The organism is Streptomyces sp. NBC_01433, from assembly GCF_026340105.1.
Classification (GTDB): Bacteria; Actinomycetota; Actinomycetes; order Streptomycetales; family Streptomycetaceae; genus Streptomyces.
This window is the reverse complement of sequence record NZ_JAPEPM010000001.1, coordinates 5,392,359-5,413,852: the sequence shown is the minus strand read 5'-3', so window position 1 is coordinate 5,413,852 and position 21,494 is coordinate 5,392,359. Positions and strand designations below refer to the sequence as shown.

The following is a 21,494-nucleotide window of genomic DNA, read 5'->3' as shown; positions in this document are numbered from 1 at the left end:
TGACGCGACGCCTGATGCTCCTCGACACCGCTTCCCTCTACTACCGCGCCTATTTCGGCGTCCCGGATTCGGTGCGCGCACCGGACGGCACCCCGGTCAACGCCGTGCGCGGGCTCCTCGACTTCATCACCCGGCTGGTGCACGACCACCGGCCCGACGACCTGGTCGCCTGCTGGGACGCCGACTGGCGGCCGCACTGGCGGGTCGAGCTGATCCCCACGTACAAGGCGCACCGGGTGGCGGTGGAGACGGCGGAGGGGCTGGCCGACGAGGAGGACACCCCTGACACGCTGTCCCCCCAGGTGCCGATCATCGAGGACGTGCTGGACGCGCTCGGGATCGCCCGGGTGGGAGTCGCGCCGTACGAGGCGGACGATGTGATCGGCACGCTCACCGGCCTGGCGACCGGCCCCGTCGACATCGTCACGGGCGACCGCGACCTCTATCAGCTGGTCGACGACGCCCGGCAGGTGCGGGTGCTGTACCCGCTCAAGGGTGTCGGGATGCTCCAGATGACGGATGAGGCGTGGCTGCGCGAGAAGTACGGCGTGGACGGTTCCGGTTACGTGGATCTGGCCCTGCTGCGCGGCGACCCCAGCGACGGCCTGCCCGGCGTCCCCGGCATCGGCGAGAAGACGGCGGCCAAGCTGCTGGACGCCTTCGGCGATCTGGCCGGGATCATGGCCGCCGTGGACGACCCCGCCGCCAAGCTGACACCCTCGCAGCGCAAGCGGCTGGACGAGGCGCGCGATTACGTCGCCGTCGCGCCGAAGGTGGTCCGGGTCGCCGGTGATGTGCCGCTGCCCGACTTCGATCCGGCCCTGCCCGACGAGCCGCGTGACCCGGCAGCCCTTGAGGTGCTCTCGGACCAGTGGGGTCTGGGCGGCGCTCTGCAGCGGCTGCTCTCCACACTTCGGGCATGAGGTGCTAGCTTAGGTAAACCTAAGTTCCCGGCCCGGTGGTAGCCGGGTCCCCGTACGTCCAGATCAGGGAGATCCTCGTGGCAGAGCGGCAGGCACCCAAGGCCCAGGGTGCGCAGGTCCTGCGTACCGAGCAGATCACCCCGCACATGGTGCGGGTGATCCTCGGCGGTGACGGACTGGCCGGCTTCGCGCTCTCCGGGTTCACCGATCACTACGTCAAGCTGTGCTTCGCGCCCGAGGGCGCCGATTACGCGCACCCGTTCGACATGGGCGCGATCCGCGAGGCGTATCCCCGTGAGCTGTGGCCCACCACCCGCACCTACACGGTGCGCTCCTGGGACCCGGTGACCCGCGAGATGGCCATCGACTTCGTGGTGCACGGCGACGAGGGCCTCGCCGGACCGTGGGCGGCCCGTGTGCGGCCGGGCGAGCAGGTGACGTTCCTGGGACCCGGCGGCGGGTACGGGCCGCGGGCCACGGCGGGCTGGCACCTGCTGGCCGGTGACGAGAGCGCGTTGCCCGCGATCGCGGCGGCGCTGGAGCAGATGCCCGCGGGCGCCCCGGTGCACGCCTTCATCGAGGTGCCGGACGCCTCGGAGGAGCAGAAGATCGTGACGCCCGACGGGGTGGCGGTGACCTGGCTGCACCGCGGCGACCGTCCGGTCGGGGAGGCCCTGACCGCGGCGGTGAAGGCGCTGGACTTCCCCGAGGGCGAGGTACAGGCGTTCGTGCACGGCGAGGCGGGCTTCGTGAAGGAGATCCGCCGCCATCTGCGACTGGACCGGAAGATCCCGCTCCAGCAGCTGTCCATCTCCGGCTACTGGCGCCTCGGGAAGAGCGACGACGCCTGGCGCGCCGTCAAGCGCGAGTGGAACGAGCAGGTGGAGCGCGAGCAGGAGAGCGCCGCGTAACGCGCGGTCGCGATCGCACGGTCGCGGTCGCGCGCGCTGCCCCGGTCGGGGCGGTCCCGGTCGCGCGCCGCCCCGGGTGAGGAGGCGGCGTGAAGCGGGGACGGCGTGCGCCCTCCGACAGCTCGGACATGGACCCCGGTCACCGTTCCCCACGGTGACCGGGGTCTTCGGCTGTCAGGTGCGCGCACTCACCTCTGTGCCGCCCTGTCCCGCCCGCGCACGCCGTTCCGCTTCTCCCCCGCACCGTCCGGCGCCGCGCTCATGCCGTCCGGCGCCGCGTCAGAAACCTCCGGCGCTACGCCGGTGACGCCTGGCGCTACGTCGGGAGCGTCCGGCGCTACGTCGGGAGCGTCCGGCGCTACGTCGGTAGCCTCCGGCGCTACGTCGGGAGCGTCCGGCGTCGCTCCGTCAGCAGCGCCCGTCCCGTCCGCTGCCCCGTCCGCTGCCCCGGCCGCCGCCCCGTCCGCGCCCTCCGCACCCTCCGCCGTCCCCGTCTCCTCGTAGAGGCGGGCGGACGCGTCGACATGCGCCAGCCGCCGCAGCGCCCCGAACATCGCCTCACCGAGCACGGTGCCCACGACCACGCTCTCCACCAGGTCCTCGCGTGCCACGCGCCGCGCCACATAGTCGAGGTCGGCGCGGGCGACCGGCTCGGCGGCGTCCGCGTACACATCCAGCAGCTCGGTGAATCCGCCGTGCCCGGCCCGTCGCAGCGCGACCAGCACCCGGGCCAGCGACTCACCGGCCGTGCTCTCCTCCTCCACGTGCCAGCCCCGCCGCTCCAGCAGCTCGGCGACCTCGTCGCGAGCGTCCTCCAGCTCGGGCCCCGCCTCCTCGTCGTCCGTCGGCATGACGCCCTCCACCGCCGCGCCCAGCACCTTGTGCACCGGCTGCTCGGGGTCGCCGACAGCCTCCAGCACTTCGCCGATGGCGGACAGCGAGAGTCCCCCGACATCCAGCAGGGCCCGGATCAGCCGCAGCCTGCGCTCGTGCCCGGCGTCGTAACTCGCCTGGTTCGGGCTGGTCAGCTGCCCGGCGGGCAGCAGCCCCTCGCGTACGTAGTACTTGATCGTCGGCACCGGGACCCCGGACCTGCGACTCAACTCACCGATGCGCACCGCGTGTCCGCCCTTTCGTACTTGCCAAATCCCGCCCTCATCATAGATAGTCCCTCTATCGGATAGCGGGGAGTCCCACTATCCATAATCGTTGGCCTCCTGGGGGTTACCTATGTCGACGTGGCGTTTATGGCACCGGCCGCTGGTCCTGTTCTCCGCCGCGATGGCCGTGATGGCCGTCGTCTCCGCGGTGGGCCTCGTGGCCGACGACCGGATGCTGGCGGGTGCGCCGATCTGGGCCAAGCCGTTCAAGTTCGCCGTCTCGTTCGTGCCGTACTGCCTGGCGCTCGCCTGGATGCTGACGCTGCTCACGCATGGCCGTCGAATAGGGCGGTGGGCCGGCAACGTGGTCGTACTGGCCAGCCTGTGCGAGATGGCGATCATCACCGGGCAGGTCATCCGCGGGAAACGCAGCCACTTCAATCACGAGACGCCGTTCGACACGAGGCTGTACGACGTGATGGCCTACACCGTCATCACCCTCTGGGCCGCCACGCTGGTGATCGCCATCCTGCTGCTCCGCGCCCGCATCGCCGACCGCGCCTCCGCCTGGGCGATCCGCTCGGGAGTGCTGCTCGCCCTGGTCGGCGCGGGGTTCGGCTTCCTGATGTCGCAGCCGAGCGCGGGACAGCGCGCGGCCGGTGACCTGGACACCGCCGATGTGGTGGGCGCGCACACCGTCGGCGTACCGGACGGCGGCCCCTCCATGCCGATCACCGGCTGGTCCACGACCGGAGGCGATCTGCGCATTCCGCACTTCGTCGGCATGCACGCGCTCCAGCTGATCCCGCTCTTCCTGCTCCTCCTGCTCCTGCTCGCGCCCCGCGTCGCCCGGCTGCGCGATCCGCGCGTGCGCTTCCGGCTCGTGGTCGTCGCCTCCGGCACGTACGCGGCGGTCGTGGCCCTGGTCACCTGGCAGGCACTCCGCGGTCAGCCGTTGATCCACCCGGACGGGTCGACCCTCGCGGCCGGGGGCATGATCCTGGCCGCCACCGCGATCGGCGCCTGGGCGGCGCTGCGGTCGGCACCCGCACGGCGAAACTCCGATTCCTACGACAAGGAGCTCGTGGCATGACCGGTGCACTGTTCGAGATCACGTTCTATCTGACGGCCCCGTTCTGGCTGCTCATGATCTTCGCGCCCAACTGGGCCACCACCGCGCGGATCGTCGCCTCACCTCTGACCGTCCTGCCGGTGCTGGCGGTCTATCTCGTGCTGGCCGTGCCGGTCTTCCCGGAGCTCTGGACGGCGGTGAGCAACCCCGACATCGATACGTTCCGTGACCTGGCGGCCCTCGCGAACGGGGCGGGAGCGCTCTGGGCACAGGTCATCGCCTGGGATCTGCTGCTGGGTCAGTGGATGTTCCTCGAAGCGCGGAAGCTGGGCGTGTCGCCCCTGGTGATGGGCCCGCTGCTGGTGCTGACGATCCTGCTGTCGCCGTTCGGACTGCTGATCTTCCTCACCATCCGGGCGGTGCGGCGGGCGAAGAGCGCCGAGGCGGCGGCGCCCCGGCGCGGCGACGGCGTTCCCGGCCGGGTCGGGGACACGGCGGTGAGCTGACGGCCGTCGCCCGGCGACGCGGTCCCGGAACAGTACCGGAGCAGTCCCTGCGCGATCCCGGCGGCGTGGAAGGATCGCGCGGGTTGACCAATCCGCGCCGCCACCGGCTCCGAATCACTCCTGGAACCGATGAGCGTCCTGGGAGGACCCGCGTGAAGGAAGCCGTACGGATCAGCGGAGTGCCCGTGCCGGGGCCCGATCTCCAGGAGCTTCTGGTCCTGGTCGCCCGGGGAGACCAGGACGCCTTCGCCTCGGTGTACGACGCCGTCTGCGGGCCGGTACTCGGGGTGGTGCGCAGCGTGCTCCGCGATCCCGCCCAGTCCGAGGAGGTCGCGCAGGAGGTACTGGTCGAGGTGTGGCGGACCGCGCCCCGCTTCCAGTCGTCCCGGGGAACCGCCATGAACTGGGTGCTGACCCTCGCCCACCACCGGGCGGTCGACCGGGTCCGCTCGGCGGAAGCCTCGGCGGCAAGGGAGCACAGGGCCGCGCTGCTGGAGCGGACGCCCGCGTTCGACGAGGTCTCCGAACAGGTCGAGACCCGGCTGGAGAGGGAACAGGTACGGCGCTGTCTGCGCAACCTCTCCGAGCTGCAGCGCCAGTCGGTGACCCTGGCCTATTACCGGGGCCTGACCTATCGCGAGGTCTCGGAGCTCCTCTCCGTACCTCTGGGCACCATCAAGACACGACTGCGCGACGGCCTGATCCGGCTGCGCGACTGCCTGGGGGTGAGCGCATGAGCACGGCCGAACTGCACACGCTGACCGGGGCCTACGCCCTGCACGCGCTGCCGGATCCCGAGCGCCGCGAGTTCGAACGCCATCTGGACGACTGCGGGGCCTGCGCCCAGGAGGTACGGGAGCTGTCGGCCACCGCCGCCCGGCTCGGTCTCGCGGTGTCGGTGCAACCGCCCCCCGAGCTGCGCGCCCGCGTACTGCGGGAGATCACGGCCGTACGCCAGGAGCCGCCCGCCCACGCCCGCGGCGGCTCCGCCCGCGACGAGCGCTCCGGCCGCACCGGCCGCTGGTCGGCGTACGCACTCGCCGCCTGTGTCGCGGCGGCTGCCGCGTTCGGCGGCATCGCGGTGTGGCAGAACCAGGTGGCACAGGATGCCCGGCACGAGGCCGACCGCGCCCAGCGGCAGAGCGAGCAGCTGGCCCAGGTGCTCTCCGCGCCGGACGCGAGGAGCAGCTCGGGCGAGCTGGCCGGCGGTGCCCGGGGCACGGTCGTCGTCTCGCAGAGCCGGGACCGCGCGGTGTTCCTGGCCTCGGGCATGGCCCGGCCGCCGGGCGGCAAGGTGTACCAGCTCTGGTTCAACGACAGCGGAACGATGCGCTCCGCCGGCCTGATGAACCCGTCCGCGACCGACGGTGCGGTTCTGCTCGACGGGCCGGTCGACGGGGCGTCCGGCATGGGGATCACCGTCGAACCGGCGGGCGGGTCGGAACGGCCCACATCGAATCCGGTGGCCCTGATGGACTTCCCGGCCTGACCGGCACCGGCGTCACCGCCCGACGAGGCGGTGACGCCGGTACGCGTGACGCCAGTACGCGTGACGCCGGCCAGTGCGCGGGACATCTCTGCGCGCTCACGCGCACCGCCAGGGCCACCGCCACCCCCCGGCCAGGGCCGAGATCACCTCCCGCGCGGAGGCCACGGGAAGAATCCGCTGGTCCGGGCCAGGTAGTCGGCGTAACCGGGCCGCTGTGCCATGTGCCGCTCCAACAGCGCCTTCCCGCTTCCCCCGATCAGCAGGAAGCTCATCACCACCGGAGCCACGAGCGTCGCCCCCGCCACCGCGGGCTGTTCGCACACCAGCAGGAACAGCCCCCACCAGACGCAGAAGTCGCCGAAGTAGTTCGGGTGCCGGGTCCAGGACCAGAGCCCCCGGTCCATGATCCGGCCCCGGTTGGCGGGATCGGAGGTGAAGCGGACCAGTTGCCGGTCCCCGACCGCCTCGAAGACGAACCCCACCGCCCACAGCGCCGTCCCGGCCCAGGTCCACCAGGTCGGCGGCCCCGTCAGATACTGCGCGGCCTGCACCGGCAGCGAGATCAACCAGACCAGAGCGCCCTGGAGGAGGTAGACCTTCCGCAGCGCGTACAGGTCCCGGTGGCCGGGGGCCTTGGCCAGCATCGCCTCGTAGCGCGGGTCCTCGCCCCGGCCCCGGCCGCGCAGGCCGATGTGCGCGGCGAGCCGCAGGCCCCAGACGACGGTGAGCACCGTCACCAGCAGCCGCCGCCCGTCGTCGCCCTCGCCCGCCGACAGGACGTACGAGACGACCGCCACCGCCGCGAAGGCGATCCCCCAGGCGACATCGACGACGCGGTGCACGCCCTTGCCGAGCGCGATCACGAAGGTGACCAGCATGACGCCGAGGGCGGCGGCCGCCGAGGCCGCGAGGCCACCGGCGAACGCCGCCCAGGGGAACCCGCTCACCGCTCCGGCTCCGTCGTGCCCCGGGACATCTGCCGGACCGGGGCCCGGCGCCCCGGCCGCGGCGAGAAGTGCGGCCGGGCGGCGCCGCGCGGGGCGGCCCTGCCGGGAGTTTCGGTGGAGGTGGTCACGCGGTCTCCTCGCGGGTCAGGAGCAGTTGCTGCACATCGAGATAGCCGGAGCGGAAGCCCGCCTCCGAATAGGCGAGGTAGAAGGTCCACATCCGGCGGAAGGTCGCGTCGAAGCCGAGGGCGTCGATCTCGTCGGTCCGTTCGGTGAACCGCTCCCGCCACAGGCGCAGGGTCTCGGCGTAGTGCGTGCCGAAGGGGGTGCGCTGCCGTATCCGCAGGCAGGTGTGGTCGGCGGTGACCCGTTCCACGGCCTGGGTGGAGGGCAGCAGCCCGCCGGGGAAGATGTACTTCTGGATCCAGGTGTACGTGGTGCGCCCGGCGCGCATCCGGTCGTCCGGCATGGTGATGGCCTGGAGGGCGATACGCCCTCCAGGGGCCAGGAGCCGTTCCAGGGTGGTGAAGTAGACCGGCCAGTACTCCTCGCCGACCGCCTCGATCATCTCGACGCTGACGATCGCGGCGTACTCCCCGGTGATCTCGCGGTAGTCGCACAGCCGGACCTCGACCAGGTCCTCGAACCCGGCCGCGCGGATGCGGGCTTCGGCCAGTTCGCGCTGTTCGGCGGAGAGCGTGACCGTGACGACACGGGCGCCGCGGCCGGCGGCCCGGATGGCGAGTTCGCCCCAGCCGGTGCCGATCTCCAGCAGGGTGCTGCCGGGTCCGACGGCGGCCAGGTCCAGCAGGCGGTCGATCTTGCGGTGCTGGGCGGCGGGCAGCAGCGACCGCTCGGCGGGGAAGCCGCGGAAGTACGCGGCGGAGTACGTCAGGGTCTCGTCGAGGAAGAGGGAGAAGAGGTCGTTCGACAGGTCGTAGTGGTGGCTGATGTTGTCGCGCGCGTGCTCGGGGGTGTTGGTGTGCCCGGCCGGCCGGCGCGCCGCCCACAGCCCGCGCAGCCGTTGCAGGGGGCGGGGAACGAGTTCGGCCGCGTGTCCGGCGAGCACGGTCAGCACGCCCACCAGATCGGGCGAGTCCCACTCGCCCGCCATGTAGGACTCGCCGAAGCCGATGAGACCGTGCGCACCGATCCTGCGGAAGAACAGCTCCGGTTCACGGATGTCCATGAGCGGGCCGCCCAGGCCCAGGCTCCCGCCGTCGGCGAGCCGGGCCCGGAGCGGCAGCCGGGCCAGCGCGTTCCGGACGATCCGCTCCGCGAGGGCGGTCCGTGTCCGGGAGGTCCGGGGCGGCGTGACGATGTCGGGCCAGCGCTCCGGGTCGGGAGCGGGGGTGCGGTGCGCGGACAGCTCGGATGTGGGCGCTTTCACTGCATGCCTTCCTGTGTGCGGTGGGAGGGACGGGGCCGCACGGGCAGCCCGCGCAGATACAGCCGGATGCCGTGCAGCCGGATCGCGGCGGAGACGAGAACGGTGGACCAGGGGTGACGCAGGGACAGCCGGGCGAGCTCGGCAGGGGTGGCTTCGCGCCGGGTGCCGCGCACGGTCGCGGTGAACGGGCGGGCTCCGTCACGCTCCAGACGGATGGTCAGGCGGAGGTCGGGGCCGGGCTCCGGCAGCCACATCCGATAGCCGCCGTCGACGGGGAAGAACGGCGATACGTAGAACTCCTTGGCGGTCTCCGCCCGGTCCGCCGCGTCCGGGCGGAGCAGATACCCGTGCCGTTCGCCGTAGGTGTTGTGCACTTCGGCGACGACGCAGAGCGGGGTCCCGTCGCGGCGCCGGCACCAGTAGACGGTCAGCGGGTTGAACACATGGCCCAGGACGCGGGCCTGGGTGAGCATCGTGACGGTGCCGTCGCCCAGGTCCAGGCCGTGGCCGCGCAGGAAGCGTTCGAGCCCGGCGCGGATGGTGGGCGCGGTGCCGCCGAAGTGGTCGCGGGCGTCGAAACGGGCCAGCGGGCGCAGGACGCGCGGCAGCCGGGGCGGCCGCTCGGGGTCGATGAACCACAGATAGGTGCGGTGGCGGAACGCGTACCGGCCGGGGATGGTCCGCACATGGGTGATCGTGCACGGGTAGAGGGCGCTCACCACGCCACCCCCAGCGCCGCGGCCGCCTCGGCCCCCGAACGGCAGCCGTCCTCGTGGAACCCCCAGCCGTGGTACGCCCCGGCGTAGGCGGTGACGGGTCCGGACAGTGCGGGCAGCCGGGCCTGGGCGGCCACCGATTCCGGGGTGTAGACGGGATGTTCGTAGACCATGCGGGCCCGGACCCGGTCCGGATCGACGCGGTCGGCGCCGTTGAGTGTGACGACGAAGGTGTCGGGGGCGTCCAGCCGCTGGAGCCGGTTCATGTCGTAGCTGACGGTGACCCGGTCGCTGTCGGCGGTGCAGGAGGGCATCAGGTAGTTCCACGAGGCCCGTGCGCCGCGGCTGCGGGGCAGGAGCGTGGTGTCGGTGTGCAGCAGGGTGGGGTTGCGGGAGTAGCGGAACGCGCCGAGGGTGCGGCGCTCCTCCGCGGTCGGGTCGGCCAGCAGCCGCAGCGCCTGGTCCGGGTGGGTGGCGATGACGACGGCGGCGTACGTCTCGGTGGTGCCGTCCTCGGTGAGGAGTTCCAGGCCGTCGGCGTGGCGGCGCAGGGACCGCACCGGTGTGGCGGTGTGCACGGCGTCGAGCTGCTTGGCGACGCGGTCGACGTAGGCGCGCGAGCCGCCGGTGACGGTGCGCCAGACCGGGGAGCCGCCGACCGTGAGCATCCCGTGGTGGTCCAGGAACCTGAACAGGTAGCGGGCCGGGTAGCGCAGGGCGGTCACCGGGTCGCAGGACCAGACGGCGGAGACCATCGGGGTCAGGAAGTGGGAGTGGAAGTACGGCGAGAAGCGGGCGCGTGCGGTGAACTCGCCCAGCGTCGGCTCGGGGGTCGCGGTGTCCGGCCGCGCGAGGAGGGCGCGGGCGGCCCGGTGGAAGCGCGGCACCTCGGCGAGCATCCGCAGGTAGCGGCCGCGCAGCGCGGCCCGCGGCTGGGCGAGCAGCCCGGCGGGGCCGCGGGCGCCCGCGTATTCGAGACCGCACCCTTCGCAGCGTACGGACATGCTCATCTCGGACTCCTGTGTGGGGACGCCGAGTTCGTCGAAGAGGCGCAGCAGGTGCGGGTAGGTACGCCGGTTGTGGACGATGAAGCCCGAGTCGACGCGGTGCGTCCGGCCGTCCGACGCGGTCAGGTCGTGGGTGTGCGCGTGTCCGCCGACGCGTTCGTCCGCCTCGTACAGCGTCACGTCGTGGGCCTTGTGGAGGATGTGTGCCGCGGTCAGTCCCGCCACTCCCGCGCCCACCACGGCCATCCGCCGCCGCTCCCGTGCCATCGCCTGCTCCTCGGGTCCTTCTCCGCCGGTCGGGGGCTGCTGGAGCCCTTTGCGTTGATTCGTTGCCGGGGGCGGGGCGGATTGGTCGGCCATCAGGGCTGACTCGATCGGGTGAATAACCAATCCACGGGCCGTTCCGTGCCGAATACATGGCGTGAGGAAAGTTCAGAACGACTCGCGGACGCAGGGCACCTCAGGGTCCCGTCGGTCCCGCTGGGCACGTGCCGCCTTCGCCGCGCTCGGCGGTCTGATCGCCGGGTTCTGCGCCCTGTGCGTGGCCGAGCTGGTCGCTGCTGCCGTACGTCCCGAGGCGGGGCCGGTCACAGCGGTGGGCGGGGCGGTCATCGACCGCACTCCCCCGGCGCTGAAGGACTTCGCCGTACGGCATTTCGGCACCAACGACAAGCTGGTGCTCCAGCTGGGCATCCTCGTGCTGCTGGCGGTCTTCGCCATGGCGGTGGGGGTGCTCGCGCTGCGGCACCGGCGGATCGGTTCGGCGGCCGTTCTGGTCTTCGGTGTGGTCGGGGCGGTGGCGGCGACCACCCGGCCGGAGGGCGGGCCGGGCGACGCGCTGCCTTCGGTGGTGGGAGCCGTGGTGGCGGCGGGAGTGCTGTATCTCCTGATCGGGCGGCTCACCCGGGTTCCCGGTCCGTATCCCGCGGCTGGGGAGACGGGCCGGGGGACGGCGGGCTCCTTCGACCGCCGCGGTTTCGTGATCGCGGCGACCGCGGCCGCGGCGGCCTCGGCCGGTGCGGGCCTGGTGGGACGGCGACTCACCTCGTCCGTACAGGCCGGGGCCGCCGCCTCACGCGCGAAGATCGTCCTCCCGGTGCCGGATTCGGCGGCGCCCGCCGTCCCGCGCGGCGCCGATCTGGGAATCCGGGGTGTGAGCTCGTTCATCACCTCGAACAAGAGCTTCTACCGGGTGGACACCGCTCTGGTGGTGCCCCAGGTCGATGCCGACGGATGGCGGCTGCGCATCCATGGCAAGGGCGTCGGCCGTCCCCTCACCGTCACCTTCCGCGACCTGCTGGCGCGGGAGATCATCGAGCGCGACATCACCCTGACGTGTGTGTCCAACGAAGTCGGCGGACCCTACATCGGCAATGCCCGCTGGATCGGCGTGCGACTGGCCGACCTGCTGCGCGAGGCCGGAGTGAAGCCACCGTCCCAGGGCGGGCCCGCCGACCAGATCGTGGCGCGCTCGGTGGACGGCATGACGATCGGCTCGCCGGTCGAGGAGGTCATGGACGGGCGGGACGCGCTCCTCGCACTCGGTATGAACGGCGAGCCGCTGCCCTTCGCGCACGGTTTCCCGGTCCGGATGCTCGTCCCGGGGCTGTACGGCTATGTGTCGGCCTGCAAATGGATCCAGGACATCGAGCTGACGACGTTCGCCGACTACGACGCCTACTGGGTCAAGCGCAGCTGGTCGCAGCGGGGTCCCATCAAGACCGAGTCGCGCATCGACACCCCGCGCCCCTTCGCGTCCCCCAAGGCGGGCACGGTGCCCGTCGCCGGTGTCGCCTGGGCCCAGCACCGGGGCATCGCCCGGGTGGAGGTCCGGGTGGACGGCGGCGAGTGGCACACCGCCCGCCTCGGCGCGGAGGACAGCCGGGACACCTGGCGTCAGTGGGTGTGGGAATGGCCGGCCACGTCCGGCAACCACACCCTTGAGGTCCGCGCGACGGACCGCACCGGCGCCACCCAGACCGGCAAACGGGTCGGCACCGTCCCCAACGGTGCGACCGGCTGGCATTCGGTGGTGGTCAACGTGTCCTGATCCTCCGTCACCTATCACCCGAAGCCCAACACCCATCGCCCATGACCAGCGTATTGATCACTACCCCATCCAGGAGAACACCATGAACACCCTGCACTTCCGTCGCATCGCCGTCGCCGTGTCCGCCGCGGCCGTTCTGCCGCTGGCCCTGACGGCCTGTTCCTCCGACGACTCCAAGGACTCCGCGGCCGGTTCCACACCGAGCGCGGCGTCGTCACCGGCCACGTCGGACGGTGACTCCATGAACATGGACGAGCCGTTCGGCCCGGCGTGCGCATCGGTGCCGAAGGACGGCGCGGGCTCGTTCTCCGGCATGGCGAAGGCCCCGGTCGCCACGGCCGCCTCTAACAACCCGGACCTCTCCACGCTGGTCACCGCCGTCAAGCAGGCGGGTCTGGTCGACACCCTGAACAACGCCGAGAACATCACGGTGTTCGCGCCGACCAACGAGGCCTTCGCCAAGGTCCCGAAGGCCGACCTGGACAAACTGCTGGCGAACAAGGCCGAGCTGACCAAGGTGCTCACGTACCACGTGGTGGGCGAGAAGCTGACGCCCAAGCAGCTGGAGAACGGGTCCTTCGACACCTTGGAGAAGAGCAAGCTGACGACGTCCGGTTCGGGGATGGCCTACACGGTGAACGACTCCTCGAAGGTCGTCTGCGGCAATGTGCCGACGGCCAACGCGACGGTCTACATCATCGACACGGTCCTGATGCCGCCGAAGTAGTCCCGAAGCGGTTCGTGCGAGCCGTGACGGCCCCCGATGCGTGCGGGCGCGTGCCGCCCGCCCTACCCTGGCCCGATGAACCCGCTGGATCAGGTATCCCGCACGGCCCGGGTGTCGGGCGCCGTCGTCGGCTCGGCGGCCGGCGACGCGCTGGGGGCGCCGTTCGAGTTCGGCGCCGCCGGAGCGTTCACGGCCCGCTTCCCGGACGGCGTCGGCACGATGTGCGGGGGCGGCGGCTGGGATCCGGGCGAGGCCACGGACGACACGCAGATGACGGTTCTCGTCGGGGAGTCCCTGCTGGAGCGCGGCGGCCTGGACCTGCCGGAGATGTTCGGCCGGTTCCGGCGGTGGGCGGCGGGCGATCCGAAGGACATCGGTCTCCAGACCGAGGACGTCCTGACGAGCGGTGATCCCTGGGACCTGGCCGCCGCGCTGCACTTCCAGGTCAACGGACGGGCCGCGGGCAACGGTTGCCTGATGCGGGCCACCACCTCGGCGGTGTACTTCGCGAGGGCGGGCCGAGCGGCGACCATGGACGCGGCCCGCCGGATCGCGGCGCTGACGCATGGTGACCGGGCGGCCTGGGAAGGCACGGCCCTCTTCCACGAACTGGTCCGGGTGGCGCTGGCCGGCGGCGACCCGCTCGCCGCCGTGCCCGACGCCCTGGAGCACGTACACGAGGATCACCGTGCGCGGTGGGCCGCCAACCTCGCGCCCGGCTGGCACCCGGACAGGGCGACCGAGCTCAACGGTGCGGTGTGGCCGTGCCTCGGCACCGCGCTGTGGGCGCTGCGCACGACGGACTGCTTCGAGAGCGCGCTGGCGGCGGCCGTCGACGTGGGCGGGGACACCGACACGGTCGCGGCGGTGACGGGCGGTCTCGCGGGCGCGGTGTACGGGATCGGGGCGATCCCGGAACGCTGGACGGAGCCCCTGCACGTCCCCCTGCCGGGGTACGGGGGCCGGGTACTGAGGACCGGCGATCTGGTGTCGCTGGCGGGACGGCTGGACGGCCCGGGAGCCCGTACCACGCCGGGGTCCGACGGTCATGACCGTACTTCCGTCGACCGCACTGTGAGATAAATCTACGCATAAGGGAGAGATAAGAGCAGAATGGTATCTACAGGCACTTTCCGCACACTTCCCACAGCGGTCGGGCCTGTTGGACCGAAGGAGACGAAAACTCATGAGCAACGTCTCACACACCCGGCGTGACCTCGCCGGTCACCCGGATGTCCCCGAAATGCGTGAGCGGTACAACCGCATGCTCGGTGGCCGCGACGTGGCACTGGTGGACGGACCGGCGTTCCTCGTCGGCCTGTACTGCGCCGTCTCGCCGTGGGTGCTCCACTTCACCGCGAGCCAGCCCGCCCTCGTGACGCACAACCTCGTGATGGGTATCGCCATCGCCGTGCTGGCGCTGGGATTCTCCGTCATGCCTGAGCGCATGTACGGCCTGAGCTGGGCCATGTGCGCCATGGGTGCCTGGATCATCGTGTCGACGTGGGTCGTGGGCAGCAGCCCGGACACCGGGGTCGTCATCAACAACATCGTCATCGGTGGGCTGACCGTCCTGCTGGGACTGATCTGCGCGGGAGCGGCGGCAAGGAGCCGCAGGAAGATCTGACCGAGCGGTACCACGGGCGGGGGACCATCGTGGCCGCAGGCTCTCGGACGAGGGCTGCGGCCACAACCCCTGCCCGCACCTCGGGCGGCGTGTCCAACCAGGTCCGCCCACCGGCCCAGTCCGTCCACCGGCCCATGGTTGACGAGACACCAACACGCCTGTTCCACTGGGCGAATGCGCCCTCAGCTGCGGCTGGTCACCCGTGACCACATCGACTTCGGTCGAGTGTGGTCCTCCTCGTGTCGTCCCTGACCGCTCCACGTCACGGCATTCCCCGACACGACCGGTTTCCACCGCAGCACGAGATGAGGCTTCGCCATGCCCGTCGAGTTCCTCGGCATCGCAGCGACCAATGAAGGTTCCGAAGTGACCGCCCGCTCAGGGGCGTCCTTCGACAAGGAGTACACGCTCAAACTGGCCCGCGCCCACCAGGACCACGGCTGGGACCGGGTGCTGTTCGCCTACGGCTCGGGCTCCCCCGACCCGTCCCCCGCCGCCGCGTACATCGCCGCCCGCACCGAGACGCTGCAGATCCTGGTGGCCCACCGCCCCAACGTCTCGTACCCCACCTTCGCGGCCAAGACCTTCGCGACCCTGGACCGGATCAGCGACGGCCGCCTCGCCGTGCACTTCATCACCGGCGGAAACGACCACGAGCAGCGGCGCGAGGGCGACTTCCTCACGAAGGACGAGCGGTACGCGCGTACGCGCGAGGCCATCCAGATCATCAAGAGGGCCTGGACCTCGCACGAACCCTTCGACCACGAGGGCACGCACTACCGGTTCAACGACTTCGTGAGCGACACCTTCCCGGTCCAACAGCCGCATCCGCGCGTCTCGTTCGGCGGATCGTCACCCGCCGCCTACGCGGCCGGGGGCGCCGAGGCCGACATCTACTGCCTCTGGGGCGAACCGCTCGCCGAGACCGCCGAACAGATCGAATCGGTGAAGGCCGCCGCGAAGGCCGCGGGCCGCACCGACATCCCGAAGATCCAGGTCGCGTTCCGCCCGATCATCGCGCCGACCGAGGAACTGGCCTGGGAGAAGGCGCACCGCACGCTCGACCGCATCAAGGCCCGCAGGGCCGGCGCCCCGCCGGCCCGTCGCCACCCGCTGACGAACCCCGAGAACTCCGGTTCGCAGCGGCTGCTCCGGGTGGCCGCGCAGAGCGAGCGCCACGACCGGGCGCTGTGGACGCCCACCGCGGCCGAGACGGGCGGCGCGGGCAACTCGACGGCACTGGTGGGCACTCCGGAAACCGTGGCGCAGGCGCTGCTCGACTACTACGACCTGGGCGTGGAGATCCTCTCCGCCCGCGGCTACGACCTGCTGGACGACGCCATCGACTTCGGCCGGTTCGTGATTCCGCTCGTCCGCGAGGAAGTGGCCAAACGAGACGCGTCCAAGCAAGCGGCCTGAGCCGCCCCGCCGCCGCCCCCTTCCCACACCCGGTCGCGGGAAGGGGCGGGCAGAGGGTGGACACCCCCTGCCCGCCCCGCCCGACGGTCACCCCACGGAGCTGTACGCCACCACTCCCCGCAGCACCCCGTCCACGGCCTTGCGCGCGTTCTTCGCCACCGAACTCCCGTCCCGCGGAGCCGCGGCGGCGACCTGTCCCAGCACGTCGATCACCTGCTTGCACCACCGTACGAAGTCCCCCGCCGGCATCTCCGCCTCGCGCAGCACCTCGTCCAGCGTGCGCCCGGATGCCCACATGTAGACCGCCCAGGCGAACCCGAGGTCGGGCTCGCGCTGTCCGACCCCCTCGGTCTGGTTGATCTTGAAGTCCTCCTCCAGGGCGTCGAGACGGCCCCAGATGCGGACCATCTCGGCCATGGCGGTCTTCGCGGGCCCGGACGGCAGCCTGGGCGCCACCGCGTCGTCCGCCTGCCGCGCCTCGTACACCAACGCCGAGACACACGCGGCGAGTTCGGCGGGATTCAGCCCTTCCCAGACGCCCTCCCGCAGGCACTCGCTGGCGAGCAGGTCCAGCTCACCGTAGAGCCGGGCGAGCCGCCTGCCGTTGTCGGTGACCTCGCTGCCCTGGAGGTAGTCCAGCTCGGTGAGAAGCGCGACGATCCGGTCGAAGGTCCGGGCGATCGTGTTCGTCCGCCCCTCGATCCGGTGCTCCAGCTGCCGGGTGTCGCGCTGCAGCCGGTGGTACCGCTCGGCCCACCGGGCGTGGTCCTCCCGCTCGTCGCACCCGTGGCAGGGATGCGCGCGCAGTTCGGTGCGCAGCCGGGTGATCTCCCGGTCGTCGGCCGCCGCGGCCCGCTGCTTGCGGTGCCGCTCCGGCTCGATGTGCCCCGCCTTGCTCCGCAGCGCGGACGCCAGATCACGGCGCGACTGCGGCGCACGCGGATTGAACGACTTCGGGACGCGCATCCGCTCCAGCGCCTCCACCGGCACCGGGAAGTCGATCGACGCCAGTCGCTTGACCTGCCGCTCGGCGGTCAGCACCAGCGGACGCGGACCGTCGTGCTGGTCGAATCCGCGATGCCCGTTGGCCCGCCCGGCCGGCAGCCCCGGGTCCAGCACCAGCGCCAGCCCGGCGAACTTGCCGGTCGGCACATGGATGACGTCACCGGGCTTCAGCTTCTCCAGGGACGCCGCCGCCGCGGCCCGCCGCTGCGCGGCGCCCTGCTTGGCCAGCTCCGTCTCCCGGTCCTTGAGGTCGCGCCGCATGCGCGCGTACTCCTCGAAGTCACCGAGATGGCAGGTCATGCCCTCCCGGTAACCCTCCAGCCCCTCCTCGTTCCGCTGGACCTGCCGGGAGATCCCGACGACGGACCGGTCGGCCTGGAACTGTGCGAAGGAGGTCTCCAGCAGCTCACGCGAACGGTGCTTCCCGAACTGCTGCACCAGGTTCACCGCCATGTTGTACGAGGGGCGGAAGCTGGAGCGCAGTGGATACGTACGCGTACCCGCGAGGCCCGCCAGCGCCGTCGGGTCCATCCCCCGCTGCCACAGGACCACCGCGTGGCCCTCGACGTCGATGCCCCGGCGTCCGGCCCGGCCGGTGAGCTGGGTGTACTCGCCGGGAGTGATGTCGGCGTGCTGCTCACCGTTCCACTTGACCAGCTTCTCCAGCACCACCGAGCGCGCCGGCATGTTGATGCCGAGCGCCAGCGTCTCGGTGGCGAAGACCGCCTTGACAAGGCCGCGGACGAACAGCTCCTCGACGACCTCCTTGAACGTCGGCAGCATGCCCGCGTGGTGCGCGGCGATGCCCCGCTCCAGACCTTCGAGCCATTCGTAGTAGCCGAGGACATGGAGGTCCTCGCCGGGGATGGACGCGGTCCGCTCCTCGACGATCTCCCGCACCAGACGGCGCTTGTCCTCGTCGTTGAGCCGGAGCCCGGCGTGCAGACACTGCTGTACGGCGGCCTCGCAGCCGGCCCGGCTGAAGATGAACGTGATGGCGGGCAGGAGCCCTTCGGTGTCCAGCCGGTCGATGACCTCGGGGCGGCCCGGCGTCCAGATCCGGCTGCGCTGACGCCGCTCGCGCTCGCGGTCCGCCTCGCGCACCATCTTGCCGCGGCGGCGCTCGCGCGGGTTGTACCCGCCCTGGTTCTCCATCCGGGCCAGCCGGACGAGATCGGGGTTGACCTCACGGCGTCCGGCGCCGCGGCCGCCGTGGTCGGTCTCCTCCTCGAAGAGGTCGTACATCTTGCGCCCGGCCATGACGTGCTGCCAGAGCGGTACGGGCCGGTGCTCGGAGACGATCACTTCGGTGTCGCCGCGGACGGTGTCCAGCCAGTCGCCGAACTCCTCCGCGTTGGACACGGTCGCCGACAGGGACACCAGAGTCACCGACTCCGGCAGATGAATGATCACTTCTTCCCACACGGCGCCGCGGAAGCGATCGGAGAGGTAGTGCACCTCGTCCATCACGACGTAGCCGAGGCCGGTCAGGGACTGGGAGCCCGCGTACAGCATGTTCCGCAGGACCTCGGTGGTCATGACGACCACCGGTGCCTCGGAGTTGACGCTGTTGTCCCCGGTCAGCAGGCCGACCTTGTCCGCGCCGTACCGCTTGACCAGATCGGCGAACTTCTGGTTGGACAGGGCCTTGATGGGCGTGGTGTAGAAGCACTTGCGGCCCTGCGTCAACGCCAGGTGTACGGCGAACTCGCCGACGATCGTCTTGCCCGACCCGGTGGGGGCCGCGACCAGCACCCCCTTCCCCGCCTCCAGTGCCTGGCAGGCCTCGATCTGGAACGGGTCCAGTCCGAATTCGTACATGTCTCGGAAGGGCCCGAGGGCCGTGGCCTGCTCGGCCGCACGGACCCGAGAAGCCTGGTATCGCTCAGCTGGTGAGAAGTCCTCTGTCATCTTGATACGAGCCTACCCGCCACCTCTGACAGTCAGCCCGATCTTTAAATCGCCGATGGGTTCACCCGGTGAGCACCCTGACCGCGCCGGGCACACAGGTGGCGGTGAGCGGCAGCGGCCCCAGCGGTTCACCGTCCGCGTACGCGGTCACACCGGCCGCCGCCAGCTCGATCGAGGAGACCCGGTGCACGGTGACCTTGGGGTGGCTCAGGTGCGTTCCCCGGTAGACCTTCGGGAACACCTTGAGCAGCGTGGCCCGGCCGCAGTCCGCGACCACGGTGACGTCGAAGAGCCCGTCGTCCATCAGGGCGTCCGCGCAGATCCGCATGCCGCCGCCGTACGTGGTCCCGTTGCCGACGGCGATCAGTGTCGCCTCGATCTCCCGGACGTCGCCGCCGTCCAGCCGTATCCGGTACGGGATCGGCCGGAACGCGGCCAGCTCGGCGAGGATCGCCAGGTCGTACTTGAACCGGCCGCCGACCCGGCGCATCCGGTTGCCCCGGTCGTTCACCCGTGAGTCGAAACCGGAGGCGAGCACCGACCCGAACCACCGCTCCCCGGCCCGGCCGAGGTCGATGTCGCGGACGCCTCCGGACTTGAGCGCCCCGGCGGCGGCCGGGTCCCGGATCGGCAGGCCCAGCGCACGGGCGAAGTCGTTGCCGGTGCCGACGGCGACGACACCGAGCGGTGTCGTGGTCCCGGCGACGGCCTGGAGGGCGAGGGACATCAGCCCGTCCCCGCCCACGGCTATCAGCGCCCCGGTCCCGGCGGCCACGGCCTGCCGGGACCGGTGGAGGGCGTCATCGGCGTCCTCGCCGAGAACCGTACGGACGGAGAATCCGGCGTCCCGCAACGCGGAAGCGGCCGGCTGCGCGGCGTGCGCGCCCCGGCCGCGTCCTGCGGTGGGATTGACGAAAAGGGTGATCTCGCTGGTCACCCGCCGGACCCTACAAGGTCAGGTGATGTCGTCGTAACCGTTCAGCCGGTGCCCGTCCGCACGGTCGGACTCCCCGGAAGCCTGTCCCGGCAGGGCCTTGCGCGAAGCGGACACGCTCTCCACCCCTCCGACGTCCTGGGGGGTGAGGTCGAGCTGCGACGCTTCGTCGTCGTCGAGCTCGGCGTCCGGGTTGTTGCGGTTCCTCCGCTTGTCGTTCAGCAGGGAGAAGCCGACCGCGATGAAGTACAGCAGCGCGAGCGGTCCGGCGAGCAGCAGCATGGACACCGGCTCGCCGCCGGGGGTAGCGATGGCGGCGAAGGCGGTGAGCCCCACGATCATGCCGCGCCACCAGGTGAGCATCCGCTTGCCGGAGACGACACCCGTCAGGTTCAGCGCGATGAGCAGCAGCGGCAGCTCGAAGGCCAGGCCGAAGACGATCACCATGCGGGTGAGCAGATCCAGATAGCTGTCGAGCCCGATCTGGTTCTGTACGTTCTCCGGGCTGAAGCCGAGCATGATCTCGGCCGTCTGCGGAAGGATCGCGTACGCGAGATAGCCACCGGCGAGGAAGAGCGGGGCGCCCACGACGGCGAAGCCGTACGCGTACCGCTTCTCGCCCCTGTGCAGTCCCGGCGCGACGAAGGCCCACAGCTGGTAGAGCCAGACCGGGGTGGCGATCAGCACGCCGGACATCAGCGCGACCTTGAGGGCGTTGGTGAAGGGCGCCATCAGGGTGTCGGTCTTGAGCAGCGCGCACGGTTTCCCGTTGATCGCGATGACCACGCCGTCCTTGCAGCCGACCGAATTCAGCAGGGGGCGCAGAAGGAAGTCGTAGATCTCCTTCTGGAAGAACGCGGCGACGATCGTCACAACGACGATCGCCAGAACGGCCTTCAGAAGCCGGTTACGCAGCTCACGCAGGTGATCGAGGAGGGGCATGCGCCCCTCGTCGTCCTTCTCCTGCTTGCGGGCAGACTTGAGCAACCCACTTCCCTCGTCTCGTGCGGCAGCTGTCGGCGGAGCGTGTCAGCTGTCAGCTCTGGGTGGTGGGCTTGGCCTCGCTGACCGGGCGGGAGCTGGTGACATCTCCCGGAGCGGCCTGGATGGTGCGTGCGGCGGTGGACTGCGGCGGGGTCTGGTCCGCGACGGTCTCCGTCGTGGGCGCCGCCGGCTCGGCGTCGTCCTTCTTCATGGCCTTGGCCTCGCTCTTGAGGATGCGGGCCGACTTGCCGAGCGAACGCGCCATGTCGGGAAGCTTCTTGGCACCGAAGAGCAGCAGGATGACAGCGATGATCAGAACGATCTCGAGGGGCTTCAGATTGCCGATCATGTGCGACTTCCTTCTCACTGAGGCGACTGGAGGGCGGGCTCGCCACCCGTTCGGCAGGACATACGTCCGACCTGTGCGCTGGCAGCGATCGTAACCCGCAGGGGTAAACGTCAGGCAATGCCTGTGCATACTCCCGATTGCGGCCCGCACCTCCCTGCCTGGGCCGACCCCAGCAGCGTACCCCTCGAAGTGGAGAAACATCAGGCCGCGACCCTGCTATCGCAGGGCGTCCCCGGTGGCGGCGAGGTCGGTCGCCGCTCGTTCGAGATCCTCGGCCGCTCGGTTGATGCGCTGTGTGGTGGTGGTCACCTGACGGCCCAGCCGCTGCGCTTCGACGAACACCTTGATGGCGAGGACACCGAGTACGGCGATGCCCAGGAATCCCAGGGCGATGGCGAGCATGGGCCAGAACATGCGACAGAGCCTC

21 protein-coding genes and 1 pseudogene are annotated in these 21,494 nt (G+C 71.1%); 11 read left to right on the top strand and 11 right to left on the bottom strand.

Features of this window, described 5'->3' with window-relative positions; translation table 11 throughout:
- Positions 1 to 14 precede the first annotated feature (14 nt).
- Both OG413_RS24385 and OG413_RS24380 read left to right on the top strand, forming a co-directional pair.
- Positions 15 to 923, top strand: a complete 909-nt coding sequence (locus OG413_RS24385; protein ID WP_266810339.1) for a 5'-3' exonuclease — start codon at positions 15 to 17, stop codon at positions 921 to 923.
- Positions 924 to 1,000: 77 nt separating this feature from the next.
- The gene (locus tag OG413_RS24380; RefSeq protein ID WP_266808770.1) at positions 1,001 to 1,834 is read left to right on the top strand and encodes a siderophore-interacting protein; all 834 of its coding nucleotides are present in this window, start codon (positions 1,001 to 1,003) and stop codon (positions 1,832 to 1,834) included.
- A gap of 518 nt (positions 1,835 to 2,352) precedes the next feature.
- On the opposite strand, the pseudogene OG413_RS24375 reads toward OG413_RS24380, so the two are convergent.
- Positions 2,353 to 2,952 (bottom strand): annotated as a pseudogene (locus OG413_RS24375) (MerR family transcriptional regulator); the annotation flags it as partial.
- Positions 2,953 to 3,064: 112 nt separating this feature from the next.
- On the opposite strand from OG413_RS24375, the gene OG413_RS24370 reads away from it, so the two are divergent.
- The 4 genes from OG413_RS24370 (at position 3,065) to OG413_RS24355 (ending at position 6,001) form a co-directional block, all read left to right on the top strand.
- Complete coding sequence (locus tag OG413_RS24370; protein WP_266808768.1) at positions 3,065 to 4,027, top strand: hypothetical protein; 963 nt, start codon at positions 3,065 to 3,067, stop codon at positions 4,025 to 4,027.
- Positions 4,024 to 4,512 (top strand): ABA4-like family protein, encoded by a 489-nt coding sequence (locus OG413_RS24365; RefSeq protein WP_266808766.1) that lies wholly within the window; start codon positions 4,024 to 4,026, stop codon positions 4,510 to 4,512. Before OG413_RS24370 ends, OG413_RS24365 begins: the two co-directional genes overlap by 4 nt.
- 152 nt (positions 4,513 to 4,664) lie before the next feature.
- The gene (locus OG413_RS24360) at positions 4,665 to 5,249 is read left to right on the top strand and encodes a sigma-70 family RNA polymerase sigma factor (protein WP_266808764.1); all 585 of its coding nucleotides are present in this window, start codon (positions 4,665 to 4,667) and stop codon (positions 5,247 to 5,249) included.
- Entirely contained in the window at positions 5,246 to 6,001 is a 756-nt protein-coding gene (locus tag OG413_RS24355; protein ID WP_266808762.1) for an anti-sigma factor, read from the top strand. Before OG413_RS24360 ends, OG413_RS24355 begins: the two co-directional genes overlap by 4 nt.
- Before the next feature lie 143 nt (positions 6,002 to 6,144).
- Here OG413_RS24355 and OG413_RS24350 read toward each other — a convergent pair whose 3' ends face one another.
- Genes OG413_RS24350 through OG413_RS24330 form a run of 5 tightly spaced genes read right to left on the bottom strand, consistent with a single transcriptional unit; the run spans position 6,145 to position 10,328 of the window.
- The gene (locus OG413_RS24350; RefSeq protein ID WP_266808760.1) at positions 6,145 to 6,948 is read right to left on the bottom strand and encodes a DUF1295 domain-containing protein; all 804 of its coding nucleotides are present in this window, start codon (positions 6,946 to 6,948) and stop codon (positions 6,145 to 6,147) included.
- The gene (locus tag OG413_RS24345) at positions 6,945 to 7,076 is read right to left on the bottom strand and encodes a hypothetical protein (RefSeq protein ID WP_266808758.1); all 132 of its coding nucleotides are present in this window, start codon (positions 7,074 to 7,076) and stop codon (positions 6,945 to 6,947) included. Before OG413_RS24345 ends, OG413_RS24350 begins: the two co-directional genes overlap by 4 nt.
- Positions 7,073 to 8,338: a cyclopropane-fatty-acyl-phospholipid synthase family protein gene (locus OG413_RS24340; RefSeq protein ID WP_266808757.1), complete on the bottom strand. Its 1,266-nt coding sequence runs from the start codon at positions 8,336 to 8,338 to the stop codon at positions 7,073 to 7,075. The genes OG413_RS24345 and OG413_RS24340 overlap by 4 nt, the downstream gene beginning before the upstream one ends.
- Positions 8,335 to 9,057, bottom strand: a complete 723-nt coding sequence (locus OG413_RS24335) for a DUF1365 domain-containing protein (protein ID WP_266808755.1) — start codon at positions 9,055 to 9,057, stop codon at positions 8,335 to 8,337. Before OG413_RS24335 ends, OG413_RS24340 begins: the two co-directional genes overlap by 4 nt.
- Positions 9,054 to 10,328, bottom strand: a complete 1,275-nt coding sequence (locus OG413_RS24330; protein WP_266808753.1) for an NAD(P)/FAD-dependent oxidoreductase — start codon at positions 10,326 to 10,328, stop codon at positions 9,054 to 9,056. The genes OG413_RS24335 and OG413_RS24330 overlap by 4 nt, the downstream gene beginning before the upstream one ends.
- Before the next feature lie 247 nt (positions 10,329 to 10,575).
- On the opposite strand from OG413_RS24330, the gene OG413_RS24325 reads away from it, so the two are divergent.
- The 5 genes from OG413_RS24325 (at position 10,576) to OG413_RS24305 (ending at position 15,884) form a co-directional block, all read left to right on the top strand.
- The gene (locus OG413_RS24325) at positions 10,576 to 12,111 is read left to right on the top strand and encodes a molybdopterin-dependent oxidoreductase (RefSeq protein WP_266810338.1); all 1,536 of its coding nucleotides are present in this window, start codon (positions 10,576 to 10,578) and stop codon (positions 12,109 to 12,111) included.
- 82 nt (positions 12,112 to 12,193) lie between these two features.
- Positions 12,194 to 12,838: a fasciclin domain-containing protein gene (locus OG413_RS24320; RefSeq protein WP_266808752.1), complete on the top strand. Its 645-nt coding sequence runs from the start codon at positions 12,194 to 12,196 to the stop codon at positions 12,836 to 12,838.
- A gap of 75 nt (positions 12,839 to 12,913) precedes the next feature.
- Positions 12,914 to 13,921 carry an ADP-ribosylglycohydrolase family protein gene (locus tag OG413_RS24315; protein ID WP_266808750.1) on the top strand — a complete coding sequence of 336 codons (1,008 nt, stop codon included), beginning with the start codon at positions 12,914 to 12,916 and terminating at the stop codon, positions 13,919 to 13,921.
- A gap of 103 nt (positions 13,922 to 14,024) precedes the next feature.
- Complete coding sequence (locus tag OG413_RS24310; protein WP_266808748.1) at positions 14,025 to 14,465, top strand: SPW repeat protein; 441 nt, start codon at positions 14,025 to 14,027, stop codon at positions 14,463 to 14,465.
- Between the two features lie 318 nt (positions 14,466 to 14,783).
- Positions 14,784 to 15,884, top strand: coding sequence for an LLM class flavin-dependent oxidoreductase (locus tag OG413_RS24305; RefSeq protein ID WP_266808746.1), 1,101 nt, complete (start codon positions 14,784 to 14,786; stop codon positions 15,882 to 15,884).
- Positions 15,885 to 15,971: 87 nt separating this feature from the next.
- Here the strand turns inward: OG413_RS24305 and OG413_RS24300 are convergent, their stop codons facing one another.
- The 5 genes from OG413_RS24300 to OG413_RS24280 all read right to left on the bottom strand — a co-directional run bounded on the left by OG413_RS24300 (position 15,972) and on the right by OG413_RS24280 (position 21,481).
- On the bottom strand, positions 15,972 to 18,800 hold the full coding sequence (locus tag OG413_RS24300) for an RNA helicase (protein WP_266808745.1): 2,829 nt from the start codon (positions 18,798 to 18,800) through the stop codon (positions 15,972 to 15,974).
- Between the two features lie 61 nt (positions 18,801 to 18,861).
- Positions 18,862 to 19,737 carry a diacylglycerol kinase gene (locus tag OG413_RS24295; RefSeq protein ID WP_266808744.1) on the bottom strand — a complete coding sequence of 292 codons (876 nt, stop codon included), beginning with the start codon at positions 19,735 to 19,737 and terminating at the stop codon, positions 18,862 to 18,864.
- Positions 19,738 to 19,755: 18 nt separating this feature from the next.
- A complete protein-coding gene (gene tatC / locus OG413_RS24290) occupies positions 19,756 to 20,721 on the bottom strand; it encodes a twin-arginine translocase subunit TatC (protein WP_266808742.1) in 966 nt (321 codons plus the stop codon).
- A 49-nt stretch (positions 20,722 to 20,770) separates the two neighbouring features.
- Entirely contained in the window at positions 20,771 to 21,067 is a 297-nt protein-coding gene (tatA, locus tag OG413_RS24285) for a Sec-independent protein translocase subunit TatA (RefSeq protein ID WP_266808740.1), read from the bottom strand.
- 216 nt (positions 21,068 to 21,283) lie between these two features.
- Positions 21,284 to 21,481: a hypothetical protein gene (locus tag OG413_RS24280; RefSeq protein WP_266808738.1), complete on the bottom strand. Its 198-nt coding sequence runs from the start codon at positions 21,479 to 21,481 to the stop codon at positions 21,284 to 21,286.
- Positions 21,482 to 21,494 lie beyond the last annotated feature (13 nt).

Excerpts from the sequence above, each read along its gene's own strand:
- OG413_RS24310 (WP_266808748.1), top strand. The coding sequence starts at position 14,025 with ATGAGCAACGTCTCACACACCCGGCGTGACCTCGCCGGTCACCCGGAT.
- OG413_RS24365 (WP_266808766.1), top strand. The coding sequence starts at position 4,024 with ATGACCGGTGCACTGTTCGAGATCACGTTCTATCTGACGGCCCCGTTC.
- OG413_RS24315 (WP_266808750.1), top strand. The coding sequence starts at position 12,914 with ATGAACCCGCTGGATCAGGTATCCCGCACGGCCCGGGTGTCGGGCGCC.
- OG413_RS24300 (WP_266808745.1), bottom strand. The coding sequence starts at position 18,800 with ATGACAGAGGACTTCTCACCAGCTGAGCGATACCAGGCTTCTCGGGTC.
- OG413_RS24355 (WP_266808762.1), top strand. The coding sequence starts at position 5,246 with ATGAGCACGGCCGAACTGCACACGCTGACCGGGGCCTACGCCCTGCAC.
- OG413_RS24320 (WP_266808752.1), top strand. The coding sequence starts at position 12,194 with ATGAACACCCTGCACTTCCGTCGCATCGCCGTCGCCGTGTCCGCCGCG.
- OG413_RS24305 (WP_266808746.1), top strand. The coding sequence starts at position 14,784 with ATGCCCGTCGAGTTCCTCGGCATCGCAGCGACCAATGAAGGTTCCGAA.
- tatA (WP_266808740.1), bottom strand. The coding sequence starts at position 21,067 with ATGATCGGCAATCTGAAGCCCCTCGAGATCGTTCTGATCATCGCTGTC.
- OG413_RS24385 (WP_266810339.1), top strand. The coding sequence starts at position 15 with ATGCTCCTCGACACCGCTTCCCTCTACTACCGCGCCTATTTCGGCGTC.
- OG413_RS24280 (WP_266808738.1), bottom strand. The coding sequence starts at position 21,481 with ATGTTCTGGCCCATGCTCGCCATCGCCCTGGGATTCCTGGGCATCGCC.
- OG413_RS24330 (WP_266808753.1), bottom strand. The coding sequence starts at position 10,328 with ATGGCACGGGAGCGGCGGCGGATGGCCGTGGTGGGCGCGGGAGTGGCG.
- OG413_RS24370 (WP_266808768.1), top strand. The coding sequence starts at position 3,065 with ATGTCGACGTGGCGTTTATGGCACCGGCCGCTGGTCCTGTTCTCCGCC.